Genomic DNA, 16,828 nt, shown 5'->3' on the forward strand with positions numbered 1-16,828 from the left:
CAAGGAAATATTCGGTGAGAATCGCCACCATGACTAACTGGGCCTACGGGATCACCGTAGGCCTGACCATTGCATCCGGTATGGCGATGCTAATGGCTTCCGGCGCCGATCGCGCTGAACGCCAGGCTGTACAACAACGGGATGCGTTCGTTCGTCTTGCCGATGAGATAGAAAGCGACGCGTGGGAGCTTTCGGACCTCACGCGACTGTACGTCATCGAAAAACAACCAGAGACCCTGCAACAGTATCGTCAGCAGATCCAAACTCTCAAATCAATTGAAGATCGGTTGCTTAAACTAAAAGACATTGGCGCCAGCCAGCAGGAGTTGGCGCTGTTGCGCGACGGCCTGCGTATTGCCGATGAATTACAAGATGAACAGCAGGCCGCCATCGATCGCGTCGCTCGCGGCGAAGAGAAAGAGGCGATTTTGCAGGTTTACGGCAAGCCTTATGAGCAGGAGTTGGATCGGGTGCAAACGCAGATCGATCATTTCCGCCTGCTGCTGGAAGGCCGAACGAACAACGCCATGCAGCAAGCTACTGAAAAATCGCACCTCTGGCGGACGCTTTCGGAAGCGATGGTCGGCCTGACCGCCTTAATGTTTTTATTTGTTCTCGGTTTTATTCTCAAACGCCGGGTACTCACCCCTGTGGTACGACTCAGCGATGTGGTACAACGTCTGGCATCACAGGATTATGCCGTCGAACCACCGCACTTCAAACAGATCGATGAAATCGGCGATATGGCGCAGGCAATCCGCATCTTTCGCGAAAATGGCCTTGCCCGCCAGCGCCTTGAACAACAACGCGATGCCGACTGGGCGGTTCGTGAACTGCTGGCGCGAATGACTCAACGCTTGCAGGGATGTGAGTCATTCGAGGATGTGGTGAAGGTCGCTGAACTTTTCGCGCCCAACATCGCGCCGGACGTTCCTGGCCGACTGTATATTCTGGATACCAATCCCTGGCAAATGCGCTGCGTCGCGCAGTGGCTTTCGCCACCTGACGAGCCCGCAGTCTTTTATCCTGATAACTGCTGGGCAGTACGCCGCGGTCTGAGCCATCCGCCGGTTAACGGCGAGCCGGACATCGCCTGCTATCATCTGCCGCAAGAATGTAACGAGCAATCATTGTGCGTCCCACTGATCGCCCAGGGTGAAGCCATTGGCCTGCTCTCTTTTCGTAATGTCACCAGTGAGACAGCCCCTTCCCGCGCCTATCTCGAACTCATGGCGGAAGCGCTGGGCCTGGCGCTGTCCAATCAGCGTCTGCGCAACGCGCTGCTGGAAAAAGCGTTGTTTGATTCTCTGACCGGGTTGCGAAACCGCCACCATCTTGAGGAAGCGCTGCATACGCAGATGAATCTGGCGGTGCGCAACAACAGTCCGCTGAGCTGCCTGATGATTGATATCGATCACTTTAAGGCGGTTAACGATAATTACGGCCATGAAGCGGGCGATCTGGTGATTAAAAACGTCGCAGCGATCATCCAGCGCGCGGTTCGCGATATTGGCATGGCATTCCGCTATGGCGGCGAAGAGTTTTTGGTGCTGCTTTCCGGCAGCGATGAGGCCAGAGCGGAAGCCTGCGCGACTGAAATCTACAACAACGTGAGAAATATGACTTTACGCTGCGGGCTGACGGACATAGGCCAGGTGAATGTCTCTATCGGTATCGCCAGCTATCCGCAACACGCGCAAAGCGACAGCCTGCTACGTGCCGCAGATGCCGCGCTGTATCGGGCGAAAGAGCTGGGACGTTCGCGGATTATCCGCTTTGATATGCTGAAATCGGCATAACGTGTCACGCCAACCGGGAATGTATTGGCTCCCGGTTGGCGCATTACACCGATTTATCCACCCGGGTATCATTTCCCGACGTCAGGATACGCACCTTATCTCCCTTGTTGAAGATAAGCCGACCGTCGTAACCCTGTAGCACCTGTATCACCTGGCCGCTATTGGTTTTGATTAGCAGTTCAACCTGCTGAGCGCCCTGCTGCCGATCCTGGTGATAGCGTGAAGCGCCAGCTCCGGCCAGGGCGCCTGCGGCGGTCATCGCCGTCTGCCCTTTACCATTACCGAATTGATGGCCGACAACGCCGCCCAGCGTTCCCGCAGCCAGCGTACGAAGCGGCTGGCGCTGATGCGGGTTGCTAATAATATGGCTTTCCTGTACGACGCCATAATCGACCAACGTTTTAGTCCCGGCGACCCCAGCCTGGCTAAACAACGCGGTCATTCCCAGCGCAATAAAGAGAAACTTCTTCATGATGACGCCCTTGTCTTTTCATTGCGGAAAGTCATTACGCATGTTCCGCTAAAGGGCGGAACATGCGTACATTGTTTAATTTAGTGCCTGCTGCAGATCTTTTTTTACCTGCTCGCGCTGTTCAGCCGTCAGTACCTGATTAATACCGAAGTAATATTTCACTCGGTAATAACGCGTTTGCTGATCCAATTGCGCAAAAGCGGCTAACTGCTGTTTTACTTTCGCATCATCCCATTTGCCGGATTGAATCACATCAACCAGAGCCCCATCCTGGTAACCACCAATTTTGATATTTTTGAGGTTTGTTTCCAGCTCCTGACGCAGGGCCTGAATTTTGCTGACCTGATCGTTGCTCAGCTTGAGATGTTGCACCACCGGGTCCTGGGATAACGGCGGTACTTCGGTTGTCGTCGCGGCCTGAGCGGCAACGGAAAGACCCGCAGTCATCAACACGGCGGCCAGGGTGTTACGCAAGAAAGTATTCACGATAAATTGTCCTTAATACGCTTTATAAAGAGTGCGGATTATTACCTCCGGAATATGATCCATCTGTAACTAAGCGTTAAATTTAAATCTGGACAAATTTACAATAGATTTTATTTAATAGATAAAATAGCGGAGATGTCAGCAGCGGATCTTTTTTTAACTACACTTATTGTTATATTGGTTGAATATTCTCTTCGATTCATCAGGAACGCCTTATGCCACCACGTAGCGCCAGCGATCTCTACGCCGAAATGAAAAATATGTCAGTAGAAGAGCGTATTCGCTTTTTCTCGCTTTCGCTTGCGGAAATGCATCGTGAGCTGCAAGAGAGTATCAGCGAGATTGAGTCGATGCAGCGAGCGCTGGCAGAAAGCGAGGAGAACCATCGACAGCTGGTTGAGACCGCGCAGGATGCGGTGATTACCATCAATCATGCGGGCGTAGTGATTAACTGGAACCAGGCCGCGGAAAGAATGTTCGGCTGGTCCGCTGGGGAAGCTATCGGCAACAACCTGGGCGAGATGATCGTGCCGGAAGAGTTTCGCGAGCAGCACGCACGTGGTTTAATGCGCTTTCAGGCGGCTCAGCCGTCGAATATCCTTAATCGCACCATCGAAATTACCGCCCTGCATCGCACTAAAGGCAAGTTCCCTATCGAGCTGTCAATCTGGCCACATCAACAATCAGGCAAGCAGATTTTCTCCGCGTTTATTCGCGATATCACCGACCGCAAACAGCGGGAGCAGGTGGTCTGGCTGCACGCCAACTTCGACGCGCTGACCGGATTGCCAAACCGCAGGCTGTTGGTTAATCGCCTGGAGCTGGCGATTACTCAGGCTATCGCCAATGAGACAGAGGTGGCGCTGCTCTTTATCGATCTCGACCGCTTTAAGCCGGTGAATGATGTTTACGGCCACGCCGTGGGTGACGAACTGCTGTGGCTGGTAGCATTCCGTCTACAAAGCGTTTTACGAGAAGGTGATACGGTAGCCCGCCTCGGCGGCGACGAGTTTATCGCCCTGCTCCCCGGATTAAAGGTAAACGATCCGCTCCCCCGACAAACGGCGGAAAAAATCAGCAATGCGCTGACTCAGTCATTTTTGATCCACGAGCATGTTATTACGATTTCCGGCAGCATCGGCATTGCCGTTTTCCCACACGATGCCGCGGATGCCGATACATTGCTGAACAGTGCGGATAAAGCGATGTACAGTAGTAAGAAGGGGATGCCGCGAGAGAGGTAAGTAAGGTATTCAGCCGTTCAGCGTCAAAATACTGGCCCTGAAAACGCAGCGGGTTGCTGATACGTTCGGCGTAGCCCCCCCCCTTTTTCTCCCCATACGCCCGTCTTCTCAGACCACACTATCTCGCCCTGCAATGACGTCAGGCGGACCGGCGCATGCTGCCGACTGCCGGAATCAAAAAAATGCCTGTGCCGCCGGCTGGAATCCTTTTTCCCGGTATTATACCATTTGCTCAAAGGGCTTTCGCATTGCAAAACCCACACAGTAGCGTGGATTTTTATCATTTAAAGAAATAGTTCTTACTTTCGTTTGCAACGTCATTTCGCCCCTTTTTTTGCCTCATTGTAATCACCAAGGTCAAAATAAGCGCTGAATATATTTGCGGTAATCCAGTTAGCAACTTGCCATTCTGGTTTTGGTTCAGGCAAAATATTCCAGGCTTTTTCATATTGCTCTTAAGCCTGAGCATATTTTTTGTCATTACGCAACGCATTTCCTTTTTCAACAAAGGAGTTAACTTCGGATTCAATTCTTGGATTTTCGAGTTCTTTCATAGTGCAATACTCCTTTACTGGAAATACTGAGATTTTTCTTCTGGGCCAATAAAATCTCCAGAATGTTTATATCTATCAGGAAGCAAGACTCCCTAAATCCTATGATCCAATTTATTACTTTTTAATACTTGACATTATAGATGTGCAATCCAATTTATTATTAAACCCTGCATGATAATTAACCATGCAGGGTATTAAAGAAGTATATCCTTAAATTAAGAGTATCATTACAATCCCGTAGATAACTTCATTCCTTTATTGGCTGTTAGATTCATTATACTTCCAAAAAAATCCGAAAAGGTTTTATTTATAAGATAAAGATGATTTAAATCATCATCATCATCACTAATATCATAGCTTTGTTTATTATCCTCAGCATGTAGGCAAGTCCGGTCCCAGTAATAAACTCCGGCCAAATTATTTTTAGTTATCAGGACATAGCCATTGTCACTTGGATCCATGCCAATTATTAGTGCACCATCAATAAACGATATTTCATCTAGTAACTCTTCATTAATTTCAACTATATCAAAATTACTATTACTAGTCTTATAACCAAGAAGCACATCGAATGAAATAAAATCATTATCAACTTTGTCGAATGGTAGATCGCAATAGTCAGGTGCCACGATTCTATATCCATTGTATTTTTTTAAAAAATCTTTGTAATCATCAGGAAAAGCAACAGAGAAATGTCCCTCCAGATAGCTAATATCTTGTTTATCAATACTTAATCCAGTCAAAATAGGCATTCTATAACTCCTGATATTATTGACAGTTGCTTTTTATTTTAGATACACCGCCTCTATGGGTGAACCGGCGATGAATATTTTTGGGCACTTCCTGCATTGTGATGCCATTTTGATGATGATGCCACGTATTAAGATCATAATTCGCCTGGCCTTTTGGCGCTAATGCATCTGCTTTACCAAAATCTCCTCCAGGTGACTTACTATGATCTCCCCTTAAGTCTGGAACATTAACACTCTGCCTTTCATATGGTGTAAAATCTGGAAAGCCTTCTGGATAGCGAACAACATTGCCAGCACTATCTTGGTATACCCAAACTTTGCTTTCAACTTCTTGCCAAACCGTTCCCCCTTTATTAAGCCACTTGCTTATATCAGGTGAGTTTAACGGTTTTCCAGTCAGCCCCCACGGATCCACCCACCCCAGCGGGTTCGGCGCATACTGATAAACATTCAGCCCACCGGCTAATCCAATCGGATCAGACGAACAATCCTATCCCCTGGGCCAATCGTACCGTCAACCCGCACCAATCTAAGCTCTAAGATAGAGTTCCCAAAGCGCAGCGTTGCTATAAAGGCCGGGAAGAGTTAATTTATTACCCGGCTTTGCTTTGTTATTTACATGGATTCCAAAATGAAAAATCCCCTATATATATTTCATTCAATTTCAAGTCGGACGGAATGTTATCTATACTGTCAGCTATCTCATCAAATGGTGAGGGTAATATAAATTGAATGCCAAAATCCTCGTCTATAATAATGGAACCATTAAATATTCTTTGCCGATAAGTGAGTTTTTTTATCTCACCAAATTCTTGACCGGCATATAATAAGTTTTTGTATAACCCTTTGTAATTTTGATTGCATCCAATAGAAAATATATTTCCATCAGGTTCGGTTGATATAGTTAAAGTATCATCCAATACATAGGCAAATCTCTTACTCGCATCAGGTAGAAGATACTCTTTGTACTCAACACAATGGTCAGCATACATTTCAGCAAGATAGACAGATATATTTGTATTTAACAGCACATCGCCTAACGAATGAAATGATTTTATTTCTGCAGAAAAATCAAACATTTTACATCCCACCATTTACTAATACACCGTCGACATAAACAGGAGAGTCCTTTATTAGATCATAATTTTCAAAACCACCATGACCTATACGTCCATATACGATATCCTCACCTTCACTATTAGTCCTATAAACCTTCCAGTAATCATTTCCATGAATATTTTGTTGTTTTGCGTTACCACCAGGATGATAATCTAATTTATATGTTGTACCAGATTTTGTCGTTTTCACATATTGTATATGTTGAATAGCCTCAGGCCTACCAGCTTGTGGATAGATCTTCGTCCAACCTTTAGATGTTAAAAGGGAGTCTATTTCAGCCGGAGTTTTACCTGTTAATTTATTTACCCACCTTTGGGTTATATTGTCCTTTTCCGCGAAGCCACATTTTAGTCCCAGCGGATCGATCCAGCTTAATGGGTTCGGCGCATACTGATAAACATTCAGCCCACCGGCTAATCCAATCGGATCCTGACTAATAAATCCCGCAATTTCAGGATCATAGTAACGATGTCGATTATAGTGCAGCCCCGTTTCAGCGTCAAAATACTGTCCCTGGAAACGCAGCGGGTTGCTGATACGATCGGCGTAGATCTCCCCTTTTTCTCCCCATACGCCCGTCTTCTCTGACCACACTATCTCGCCCTGCAATGACGTCAGGCGGACCGGCGCGCCGTTCGGGTCACAATGATAGTGCCAGCTCTCCTTCCTGCCCGCTTCCTGCGTCAACAGCGCCAGCGGCTGAAAACTTCCCGGATAGTACACGTACTCGCGCATACTGCCGAACAGCGCGGCCTGCGCTTTCTGCCGCTGCAGCCGGCTGCCGGTATCAAAAATGCTCTGTGCCGCCAGCGGTTCGCGGGTGATAGTGACCGTTTCCCCCGCCAGCGCGTCGCCCTGCCAGTAGAACCAGCGCGTCTCTTCCGCCGTCTGCTTGAACACCCGGCGCCCCAGCCCGTCGTAACCGTAGCGCACCAGCCGCTCGCCCTTGCGCACCGCCACCAGCTGGCGGTTATCGTCCCAGCTAAAATCCTCTTTCTCGCCGTTATGCCGGACATCGCGCCGCTGTCGCAGCTCGCCCGCGCGATCGAATACATAACGCACCCCGCGCTGCTGCCCCTCGCGGAACCAGCCTCCGGCGCTCTCATTCACCGCCCGGGTCTGCGTCTGCAGGTGGCTGCCCGCCGCATCCTGCACAAACTGCCGCAGCGTACCGTCCGGCGCGGTATGGGCCGTCAAGCGCCCCACCGGATCGTAAGCGTAACGATCGCTGCCCCACAGGCTGTCATCGCGCCGGGTCAGGTTACCCAGCCTATCCCAGCTGAAGCCGCTGGCGAACAGCGGTAAATCATTCAGCAACACCTGCTGCGACGTCAGCTGGCCGAGCCGGTCGTAGGTGAAATGACGCGTCACCTCCGCCGACAGCTGCTCGCTGACCCGCCGCCCGGCCTCATCGTAACCCAGCACGATCGGCGCATCGTCATTCAGCTGGATCTGGCTCAGCCGGTCATACTCATCCATGGCGTAACGCACCTGATGACCGCTGTCGCTGCGCCGGGAGACCAGCAGGCCGCGCTCGTTATAGCCATAATGCAGCTGAAAACCGTCCTGCTCCTCCAGCAGCACCCGCCCGGCGTCATCATAGCGCCACGCCAGCCGCCGCCACGGATTCTCACACAGCACCATCCGCCCGCAGGGATCGTAATGATACTTCGCCTGCAGGGTATCGCCGCTGCGCCGCTCGCTTAGCCGCCCGCCGCGGTCGTAACCGTAACGCACCAGCCGCCCCATCGGATCCTCACGGCCGATCAGCCGGTTGCCTTTATCCCAGCCATAACGGGTTACCTGTCCCCAGTAATCGGTCTCCGCGGCGATGCGCCCCAGCGCGTCGCGGTCCAGCTGCCAGCGCTGACCGTTCTGGTTGATCACCGCCAGCAGGCGATCTTCCAGGTCGTACTGATAGCCAAGCGTCGCGCCATCCGGCGTCTCGCAGGCGGCCAGCATTCCTGTGCGGTTATAACGAAAACGGGTTATCTGGCCGGCTTCATCGGTGAAGTGAAGCGGTGAATCTTCCCGGTCGTAAGCGACGCGAATTTCGCCACCCTGCGGATTGACCATCGCCACCAGCCGATCCTTGCTGTCCCAGTGGAAACGGCTGCTGCCGCCGCCGGCGTCAATACGCTCCTGCAGGGTGCCGCGCGCGGAATGCCGCAGTTGAGTGGTTCCCGCGCCGGCCTGGCTCAGCGCCTGCAAAAAACCAAACCGATCATAGCGATAGCGACTCTGCCCGGAACCCGGCACGTCCGCCGCGCTCAGCTGCCCGTACTCATCATACTGATAGCGCGAGGTGACGCCGGTAGGGTCCGTTCCCGCCAGCAGGTTGCCGCGTTCATCATAGTCCGAACGCCAGCAGGCGCCTTTCTCATCAATCAGCGTCAGCAGATCGCCGTCTTCATTGTAGGCCGCCTGAATCTGGCTACCGTCCGGCAGATGTTCGGCGATCATTCGCCCCTGTTCATCATACTCCCAACGACGCGTGCTGCCGTCCGGCTCAATGAGTTCGACGGTGCGGCCAAAATCATCGTAGTGGAAGACGGTATTGCCGCCGGTCGGATCGATCTCCGAAATCGGCAGGCCGTTATCATCAAAGCTGACAGACGTTACATGGCCGTTGGAATCGGTGATTTCCACTTCGTTGAGCAAGTCGTGCCAGGCGAAATGGTAATCCCATACGCCGCCGTCGCCCCAGGCGTGAACCACCCGCCACTCGTCATTGAACTGGTAGTGAAAGCCCTGGCCGTTACGGTCGACATGGCTGGTCATATGGCGCTGTTGATAGTAGAAGCGCCGCGGATGCGAAAGCGCATCGATCTCCGCGCTCAATTGATTATCGCTATCGTATTCATAGCGGGTCAGCGGTGTGATCTCGTCATCCAGCGCGTTGCGCAGGCGTAGCGCCCACAGGCGGCCATCCTGCCAGGTGACGAGGATCTCCCTGCCGCTCATGCCGCGCGTGCTGAACTCGCGGATGCGCTCAAGTTCGCGTCCCTGCCAGTCGAACTGCCAGCCGTTACCGTTACGGTCCGCCAGCCGGTAAATCGCCAGCCGCCCGCACTTACCGCGAAATTGCAGCCGCGCGCTCCCTTCCTGCTCAACATGCCAGAAGCATTCGCCATTGCGGGTTTCCCGCCACAGGCGGCTACCGTCCGGCAGGCCGACAATACCCTGATCGCGGCCGTTGGACTGTGGCAGCGCCGCAAACAGCGTCATCCCTTCAGGCTGGGTCAACACCGCGACGCCTTCATCGGCCAGTATTTCAAGGCGGGTGTCCGCCGGGGTTGACCAGCCGTAACCGCACAGCCCTTCTTCATCGAGATCCGCCGACGAGTAGCTTCGCGTCCACGCCAGCGGCAGGCGGCCGGGTAACAAAAAATCCTCATGTTCCAGGCTCACGCTACCGTCGCGGATATCAACCGGTTCGGCGCGTAGCACCCGGCATTTCAGGACGCCGGGATCCATGTTGCGAAACAGCTTCTGGCGCAGCTTTTTAAACCGCCGCATAAACAGCCGCCACTGCGGCGTTTTTTTAACTTTCTTCAACCCCTTGCCCAACCCGCTTAACCCGGCGCGCATCAGCAGCGCCATCAGGTTGATGGTTGGCGGCCCGCCGACAATCACATTGTTGGGAATCGCGAGGTTAAACGTCAGCGGCAGCGTTAGCGAGAGCGGCTTTGGTTTGCTCAGCCGCTTCAGGCGGAACGGCGGCACCATCCCGAGGATGTTACAGCTCAGCACCGGCATGCCGATGCGGGAAAACGGCTCACCGTCGACGGCGACGGTTTTACTGCCCATAAACAGCTCGTCTTCCATCTGCGGGCCGCCGGGCGCGCGCAGCGGCGGTACCCACACGCCGCCGACCGGAATATGCACCGCAATACCGCCGGTCCCCGCGCTGGCGCGTTTGATGCCGTTGACGTGTACGGTAGTGCCCAGCAGCGGCAGATAATCAAACACGTCGAAAACGATGCCGATATGCGGCGTCGGCAGCGGCCAGGGATAAGTATGGATATCCAGGCCAAGCTGCGGGTCGAAGTGAGCGCCGGAGTGCATCAGACGCGCCTCAGAACATGGCGCGCAGCAGCGCGCGCAGGAAGGTGCGCACTTCGGTGGCGAAACCGCCGTCCGAGAGGCTTAAAAACAGGATTGCCAGCAGCGTCACGGCAACAATAATAATAATCCGGGTCTTCATAGCGGGTTGCTCCCTGCAGTTTCAGTGGATGATGCATCGGTATTTCCCCAGGCAGGCAGGCTTTGCCATTCACCCGGCGGGGCATCAAAGGGGTGGGCGATCTCCGGCAGGCCGTTCCAGTGCGGATGCAGCGTCTCCCGCGCCAGACGGATCACGCGGCGAAAGCTGTCATCGCCGCCGCGGATCAGTTTTTCCCGCGCTTCGCGGATCAGCGCGAACGCGGCTTCCAGCTGTAGCTGTAACTGCCGGTCCACGCGTTTTACCTGTTCGACGACGGGTTCCCGCGGCAAGCGGTCTTCCGCCTGCTGGATTAAGCGCTGTTTTTCGCTTTGCCAGCGCGTCGCGCAGGCTTCAAGCGCCTCGGTTCGCCGTTTATCATGGATGCGCAGCAGATCCTGAAATGCCAGCGGCAGCGTGGTCTGGCCGCGCTCCTGGCGTGGGATCGGCTCCGCCGCCTGGATGGCGTGGGCATACTCCTCCATCGCTTTTGCCCGATGCCCGGCGAGGTTGAGACAAAAACCGGACATCCGCCAGCCTTCTACGGCAAATACCGGATGTGGAATGGCTTGCGCTTCACCCGCCGCCCGGCGATAGCCTTTCGCCGCCTGGAGATACTCTTTGCGCGCAAACCAGGCGCCGGCCTCGCCAAAAGTGCTTTGGGTACGCAGTTGTCCTTTAAGCGCCGGATCGGCAATTTCGCCGCTGATGTTTTGCGCCTGGCGGTAGTGTTCGACGGCCCGTTGATGATCGTTACCTTTCAACCAACCGCCGGCGATCAGGTTATGCATCATCGCCTGCTGGTCGGCCCAACCGCAGCGCTGGGCGACGCCGAGCGCCATGCCGCCGCGCGCGGCCACCTGCGCGGCGCTGCCTTTTTCCAGCAGCAGCATGGCGTCAGCCAGATAGCGGCGAAACAGCAGGCGATCGGGATTCAGATCGCTCTGCCCGCGCGCGGTTTGGTGCATCACTTTCATACTGTCGACATCATCGGTCAGCAGCCGTACCCTGCGCGGATGCGCCTCATACAGCGGCTGCCAGATCGGTTGCTCAAGGGTGTCGATCAGTAACAGTCTGGCGTTGCACGCCTCCTGCGCCAGCCAGCCGTTCAACCAGCGGTTCAACGCCTTTTCATCGCTGACGGCGGAGGGTTTCAGCACCAACACCAGATAACGTAAATCGTCATGAAATGTCGTCGCAAAATCCTGCAGCAGCTGCCGCAACTGCGCCGGGCTATAGGTCGGAAGAAAGCGTTCGGCATCCCATATAGCGGCATCCGGCGTCGCTTCGTAATGTTCCACAAACTCGCGCCCGAGCGCGTCGCTGTAGCCATAGCTGGTCTCAAACGGCGTGGTTAGCCCCAGCAGCAGATCCGGCAGCGAGCGCCCTTCGGGGTGCTGCTGCAGCGCGATAAAACCATCAAGCAGCGACTCGCCGCCGGCAGGCACCCGCCAGATAAATAAGCGGATCTGCTCCGCCTGCTCGCTGGCGTCCAGCCAGCTAAGCTCAAGCTCGCTCATCACTTTTTCGGTCGGATTCTTCGCCGCGTTCATTCCTTTTTCCTGTCAGGCATTGAGCTCAATCTTCTTACCATTCACCATCACGCCGGCGGCGTTAATGGTGATCGTCGATCCGCCAGCGGTAATCTCCACGCTACCGTTGCTTATCAGAATGCCGCTTTCACCCACGTTGATATGTACGGTATCGGTAGCGCTGTCGGTTACGCTCCCTTGCGTAAAGCGGGTATCACCGCCGGTGATGCTCAGGGTACGCCCGGCGCCGATCGTCACCTCTTGCTTGCTGGCAATGGTCTGCGTTTGCTTACCGGTCACGGAAATATCGTGATTGCCGGTCACTCCCAGCGTCTGATTGCCGGTGACCTGCACGTTACGGTTCTGCTGGACGCTGACGCTTTCGTTACCCTGCACCTGACGGGTGCGATCCTGTACGACCGCCAGAGACTGCTTGCCTTCGACGGTCGCGGTATGGTTGCTTTTCACCGTGGTGGTATGGTTGCCGCTAATAGTTTCATCGCGGTTCTGCTCAACGCTTAGGGTCTCATTCCCCTTCACGCTCTCGGTACGGTTCTGCTCAACGGTGGTGGTTTCATTACCATTGATGGTTTTGCTGCGATCTTTGCCGACGGTAACGCTTTCATTGCCATCCACCGTGCGGGTTCGATTCTGTTTGATATGGCTGGTTTCGTCTTTGCCGACGGTTTTGGTGCGGTTATTGCCGACATCATGGGTCTCGTCGTTTTCGACTTCAGTATCCATGTTGCGCTCGGCGTGCAGCCAGAGCTGCTCTTCGCCGGGTTTATCTTCAAAACGCAGGGCGTTGGCGTTGTCCGGCGAACCATCCTTTGAACGGCTCATAAAGCCCATCTGCGTGGCTGCCGCCGGTAGCGCCCACGGCGGCATACTGGCTTCGTTATAGACGCGGCCAATGACAATCGGCCGGTCCGGCTCGCCGTTAATAAAGTCCACCACCACTTCATCACCGACGCGTGGGATCTGAACCCCGCCGTAACCCTGGCCGGCCCAGGCGCTGGAAACGCGCACCCAACAGGAGCTATTTTCATCGCCCTGGCTTTCGCGGTCCCAGTGGAATTTCACCTTAATCCGGCCATATTTATCGGTCCAGATCGATTCTCCTTTCGGCCCTACCACGCGGGCGGTTTGCGGCCCGTAGGTGCGCGGCCAGTCGGTCCTTGACGCAGGGACAAATGGCGTCGCGGCGGGAATGACGGTGAACGCGATGCGGTGCTGCGCGGTATTTCCGCCGCCGGAGGCGTACTGATTCTCTTCAAAATCATAACGGGCGCCCACCACCAGCCATTTAGCGTTATCAGCCATATTGGGCGCATGCGTCAGCGTAAACGTGTGTCCCGGGACGATACCGGTCGCGGTGGCGATACCCTGCGTTTGCTGCTGTTCGGCCTGCCAGGACTGCTGACGAATGCGGGCGTAGGCTTCGCCGTCGCCGTGCTCCATAAAGCGCCCCGGCCAGTCGTAAACGTCGATTTTGCCCGGCGTCGGCGAGACCGGGTTCTGCAGCGTTTGCAGCATCCAGGCATGGGGCTTGCGAAAATCATAGTCATCGGTGCTGTAAAGCCCCGGCGTGACGACGTGGCTCGCCATCAGCTGGCTAATGCCCTCTTCGCCGACCGCGCCGCCGCCCGGCTGCGCATGCCAGGGAATAGTTTCATAACCGGGGAAGGATTCAGCCTGCTGATAGTCATCCATCAGCACCAGGGTATGGCCGTCTTTATCGTGGCGGAACAGATAGCTAATACCTTCCAGCTCCAGCAAACGGCTGATGAAATGGAAGCTGCTTTCCGCGTACTGCACGCAATAATCCCACTGCCGGTAGCTACGCGTAAGTTTGTCCTCAAACTTAACGTTATGCTCGCTAAACAGTTTGGCCACGATATCCGGCACCCGCTGCTGCTGGAAAATACGGAAGTTGCGGTCGCGCATCATCGGCCAAAAATCGGGTTCCAGCGTGGTCTGATAGACGGCGTAGCGCGTCTCGCCAAGATCTTCGGCGCGCACGGTAACGGCGGTGATTTTGCCGGAAAGATAACGCTCCTGCCCCCATTGGCCGGGGACCGCCACCGTCATGTTTTTGCCAAGCATGGCCTGACGGTCGATAGCAAAATCCTGGCTGAGTAAATCGACCTGAAAGTGGAAAGGTTCGGACAGTTTCTCCTGCCCGCTGAATTTCCAGAATAATAACGAGGAGCTGTCGACAGATGACAGGATCGATATCCGATTAACCATATGGATTCCTTTATGGTACAGGCAGCCGCGGGGCAAATTCCTTAAGATTGATAAATTATCCTGAATATTTATCAGAAGTCATCTCTCTGCCCGATAATTCCCCCAGGAATACTCTTAATTATTCAACTCTGTGCTTTTGTTCATCTTTATACCGTCATTATTAGTAGTGGAGCTTTCTTAACAGGCGTTAATTAGTGGTTTGACTTATTAGCAACGGTAATGAGGTAAGTCTGAAAATAGCCTCCTGGCGCGAAGAAATATGTTTAAACCTGCGCGGACGCTTTAAAATAACCGCGGCTGCGAACTGCCATCACAGCCATTTGCTCACCGGCCAGCTCTTGCATACGGTCGGCCGGTGAGCAATCCCAGCGCGTTAATCGCGCAGACATCCCGGTCTCGTTAATATCAGATCCTTTACCCAGTCATATTCAGATTCTTTTTACATAAAATCGCCGCGCTATTTTCGCCAGCTAAACGGCGAAGTCGTTAATATTAGCGATGAGGTAATCTATTGTTTATCAACCGGCTTCAGACATAAAACCCCCGCCAGCCGGGCGCTGGCGCAGGTTTTGATAAGGTACGCCCCTCTTGATCTCTGCCACCGATCTACAATACTGTATATGCATACAGTAAAAATAATCGGTGATCATCATGCAGTTTTTCACACTAACCGAACTACGCCAGATCGTGGCATTACCGCTGTTCAGCGACCTTGTTCCCTGCGGTTTTCCTAGCCCCGCACAGGATTATGTTGAGCGGCGTATCGACTTGAATGAACTGCTGATTCAGCATCCAGGCGCCACCTACTTTGTGAAATCAAGCGGTGACTCAATGATTGGCGCTGGCATTGGCGATGGTGATTTACTGGTGGTGGATAGCTCCCGCAAGGCCGTCCATGGCAGCATCGTTATTGCCGCAGTGGATGGAGAATTCACGGTTAAGCGCCTCCAGTTACATCCTGTTGTCATGCTCAAACCTGATAATCCCGCCTACCAGCCGATTATGCCAGGCAGTGAAGAGTGTCTGGAAATTTTTGGCGTGGTGACCTACATCGTGAAATCGGCGGGCTGATTGTGTTTGCCCTGTGTGATGTGAACTCGTTCTATGCTTCCTGTGAAACCGTCTTTCGCCCGGACTTACGCGGCCGCCCGGTGGTCGTTTTGTCCAATAATGACGGTTGTGTGATTTCACGTTCTGCGGAAGCCAAACCGTTTGTGAAAATGGGTGAACCGTACTTTAAACAAAAAGATATCTTCAGACATCATGGGGTGGTTTGCTTTAGTAGCAACTATGAACTCTACGCCGATATGTCCAACCGGGTAATGACGACGCTTGAAGAGATGTCGCCTCGCTGCGAAAAATACTCCATTGATGAAGTTTTTTGCGATCTTACCGGCGTGCGTAACTGCCGCGTTCTTACCGAGTTTGGACATGAGCTCAGAGCCACGGTGCGGCAACGCACGCACCTGACGGTAGGCGTCGGTATAGCCCAGACAAAAACGCTGGCTAAACTGGCGAATCATGCGGCAAAACGCTGGCAACAGCAGACAGGAGGCGTGGTTGACCTGTCGAATGCGGAGCGGCAAAGAAAATTGATGGCGGCGCTACCGGTGGAAGAGGTTTGGGGAGTGGGTCGACGCATTGCGAAGAAGCTTGAAGCGATGGGGATCCGGACGGTATTGCAGCTGGCTGACACGGATATCCGATTTATCAGAAAACACTTTAATGTCGTACTGGAAAGAACCGTCCGTGAATTACGCGGCGAGCCCTGCCTCGAGCTGGAAGAGTTTGCCCCGGTAAAGCAAGAGATCGTCTGCTCCCGTTCGTTCGGCCATCGCATTACGGAGTACGAAGAAATGCGCCAGGCCATCTGTAGTTATGCCTCCCGGGCAGCAGAGAAACTTCGTCAGGAACATCAATACTGCCGGTTTATCTCCGTCTTTGTAAAAACCTCACCCTTCGCGCCTGACGAACGGTATTACGCCAATAATGCCTCGGTGGCCCTGCTTACCCCAACGCAGGACAGCAGGGATATTATCGCCGCCGCGACGCGTTGTCTGGATGCCATCTGGCAAAGTGGCTGCCGGTATCAGAAAGCCGGGGTAATGCTGGGCGATTTTTATAGCCAGGGCGTCGCGCAACTTAATCTGTTTGACGAAAATGCGCCGCGAAAAAACAGCCAAAAATTGATGGAGGTGCTGGACCGCCTGAATGCAGAAGACGGACGTGGGACGCTTTACTTCGCCGGCCAGGGTATCCAGCAACCGTGGCAGATGAAGCGGGAAATGCTCTCCCCGCGATACACCACCCGATATAGCGATCTGCCCACGGTTAAATGATTCCCCAACAGGCCAAACCTTAAATAAAATCAGGTTTGGCCATCATGGCGTCAGTGAGGTTATTAATTGAATATAAA

Annotated in this window: 13 protein-coding genes and 2 pseudogenes; 4 read left to right on the top strand and 11 right to left on the bottom strand. The window is 53.6% G+C overall.

What is annotated here, in order from left to right; translation table 11 throughout:
* The first annotated feature begins 14 nt into the window (after positions 1-14).
* The gene (locus PGS10_RS21070; protein WP_316423440.1) at positions 15-1,799 is read left to right on the top strand and encodes a sensor domain-containing diguanylate cyclase; all 1,785 of its coding nucleotides are present in this window, start codon (positions 15-17) and stop codon (positions 1,797-1,799) included.
* Between the two features lie 43 nt (positions 1,800-1,842).
* On the opposite strand, the gene PGS10_RS21075 is transcribed toward PGS10_RS21070, so the two are convergent.
* Together PGS10_RS21075 and PGS10_RS21080 are read right to left on the bottom strand one after the other, a co-directional pair.
* Positions 1,843-2,271: a glycine zipper 2TM domain-containing protein gene (locus PGS10_RS21075; RefSeq protein ID WP_047045152.1), complete on the bottom strand. Its 429-nt coding sequence runs from the start codon at positions 2,269-2,271 to the stop codon at positions 1,843-1,845.
* 75 nt (positions 2,272-2,346) lie between these two features.
* Positions 2,347-2,757 (bottom strand): Spy/CpxP family protein refolding chaperone, encoded by a 411-nt coding sequence (locus PGS10_RS21080; RefSeq protein WP_072251527.1) that lies wholly within the window; start codon positions 2,755-2,757, stop codon positions 2,347-2,349.
* 215 nt (positions 2,758-2,972) lie between these two features.
* Between PGS10_RS21080 and PGS10_RS21085 the strand changes: the two genes are divergently transcribed.
* Positions 2,973-4,001, top strand: coding sequence for a diguanylate cyclase domain-containing protein (locus PGS10_RS21085; protein ID WP_316423441.1), 1,029 nt, complete (start codon positions 2,973-2,975; stop codon positions 3,999-4,001).
* A 16-nt stretch (positions 4,002-4,017) separates the two neighbouring features.
* On the opposite strand, the pseudogene PGS10_RS25135 reads toward PGS10_RS21085, so the two are convergent.
* From PGS10_RS25135 to PGS10_RS21125, 9 genes and pseudogenes are all read right to left on the bottom strand, one after another.
* Positions 4,018-4,156: pseudogene (locus PGS10_RS25135) on the bottom strand (sugar-binding protein); the annotation flags it as partial.
* A 626-nt stretch (positions 4,157-4,782) separates the two neighbouring features.
* Positions 4,783-5,307: an SMI1/KNR4 family protein gene (locus PGS10_RS21090; RefSeq protein WP_316423443.1), complete on the bottom strand. Its 525-nt coding sequence runs from the start codon at positions 5,305-5,307 to the stop codon at positions 4,783-4,785.
* Positions 5,308-5,323: 16 nt separating this feature from the next.
* The gene (locus PGS10_RS21095) at positions 5,324-5,722 is read right to left on the bottom strand and encodes an HNH endonuclease (RefSeq protein WP_072048046.1); all 399 of its coding nucleotides are present in this window, start codon (positions 5,720-5,722) and stop codon (positions 5,324-5,326) included.
* Positions 5,708-5,791: pseudogene (locus PGS10_RS21100) on the bottom strand (RHS repeat-associated core domain-containing protein); the annotation flags it as partial. The pseudogene PGS10_RS21100 and the gene PGS10_RS21095, both read right to left, overlap by 15 nt.
* A gap of 127 nt (positions 5,792-5,918) precedes the next feature.
* Positions 5,919-6,386: a hypothetical protein gene (locus PGS10_RS21105; protein ID WP_047045164.1), complete on the bottom strand. Its 468-nt coding sequence runs from the start codon at positions 6,384-6,386 to the stop codon at positions 5,919-5,921.
* A gap of 1 nt (position 6,387) precedes the next feature.
* The gene (locus PGS10_RS21110) at positions 6,388-10,494 is read right to left on the bottom strand and encodes an RHS repeat-associated core domain-containing protein (RefSeq protein WP_316423444.1); all 4,107 of its coding nucleotides are present in this window, start codon (positions 10,492-10,494) and stop codon (positions 6,388-6,390) included.
* Positions 10,495-10,504: 10 nt separating this feature from the next.
* Positions 10,505-10,633, bottom strand: coding sequence for a hypothetical protein (locus tag PGS10_RS21115; RefSeq protein ID WP_015366119.1), 129 nt, complete (start codon positions 10,631-10,633; stop codon positions 10,505-10,507).
* A complete protein-coding gene (locus PGS10_RS21120; protein ID WP_316423445.1) occupies positions 10,630-12,183 on the bottom strand; it encodes a hypothetical protein in 1,554 nt (517 codons plus the stop codon). The genes PGS10_RS21115 and PGS10_RS21120 overlap by 4 nt, the downstream gene beginning before the upstream one ends.
* A 12-nt stretch (positions 12,184-12,195) precedes the next feature.
* Complete coding sequence (locus PGS10_RS21125; protein WP_045398202.1) at positions 12,196-14,412, bottom strand: type VI secretion system Vgr family protein; 2,217 nt, start codon at positions 14,410-14,412, stop codon at positions 12,196-12,198.
* A 651-nt stretch (positions 14,413-15,063) separates the two neighbouring features.
* Here PGS10_RS21125 and PGS10_RS21130 point away from each other — a divergent pair.
* Both PGS10_RS21130 and PGS10_RS21135 read left to right on the top strand, forming a co-directional pair.
* Positions 15,064-15,483: a translesion error-prone DNA polymerase V autoproteolytic subunit gene (locus PGS10_RS21130; RefSeq protein WP_015705808.1), complete on the top strand. Its 420-nt coding sequence runs from the start codon at positions 15,064-15,066 to the stop codon at positions 15,481-15,483.
* Positions 15,484-15,485: 2 nt separating this feature from the next.
* On the top strand, positions 15,486-16,751 hold the full coding sequence (locus tag PGS10_RS21135; RefSeq protein ID WP_047066916.1) for a Y-family DNA polymerase: 1,266 nt from the start codon (positions 15,486-15,488) through the stop codon (positions 16,749-16,751).
* The last annotated feature ends 77 nt before the right edge of the window (positions 16,752-16,828 follow it).

The sequence above is a fragment of the Klebsiella sp. 141153 genome, assembly GCF_032601995.1.
In the GTDB taxonomy this organism is placed as follows: domain Bacteria; phylum Pseudomonadota; class Gammaproteobacteria; order Enterobacterales; family Enterobacteriaceae; genus Klebsiella; species Klebsiella aerogenes.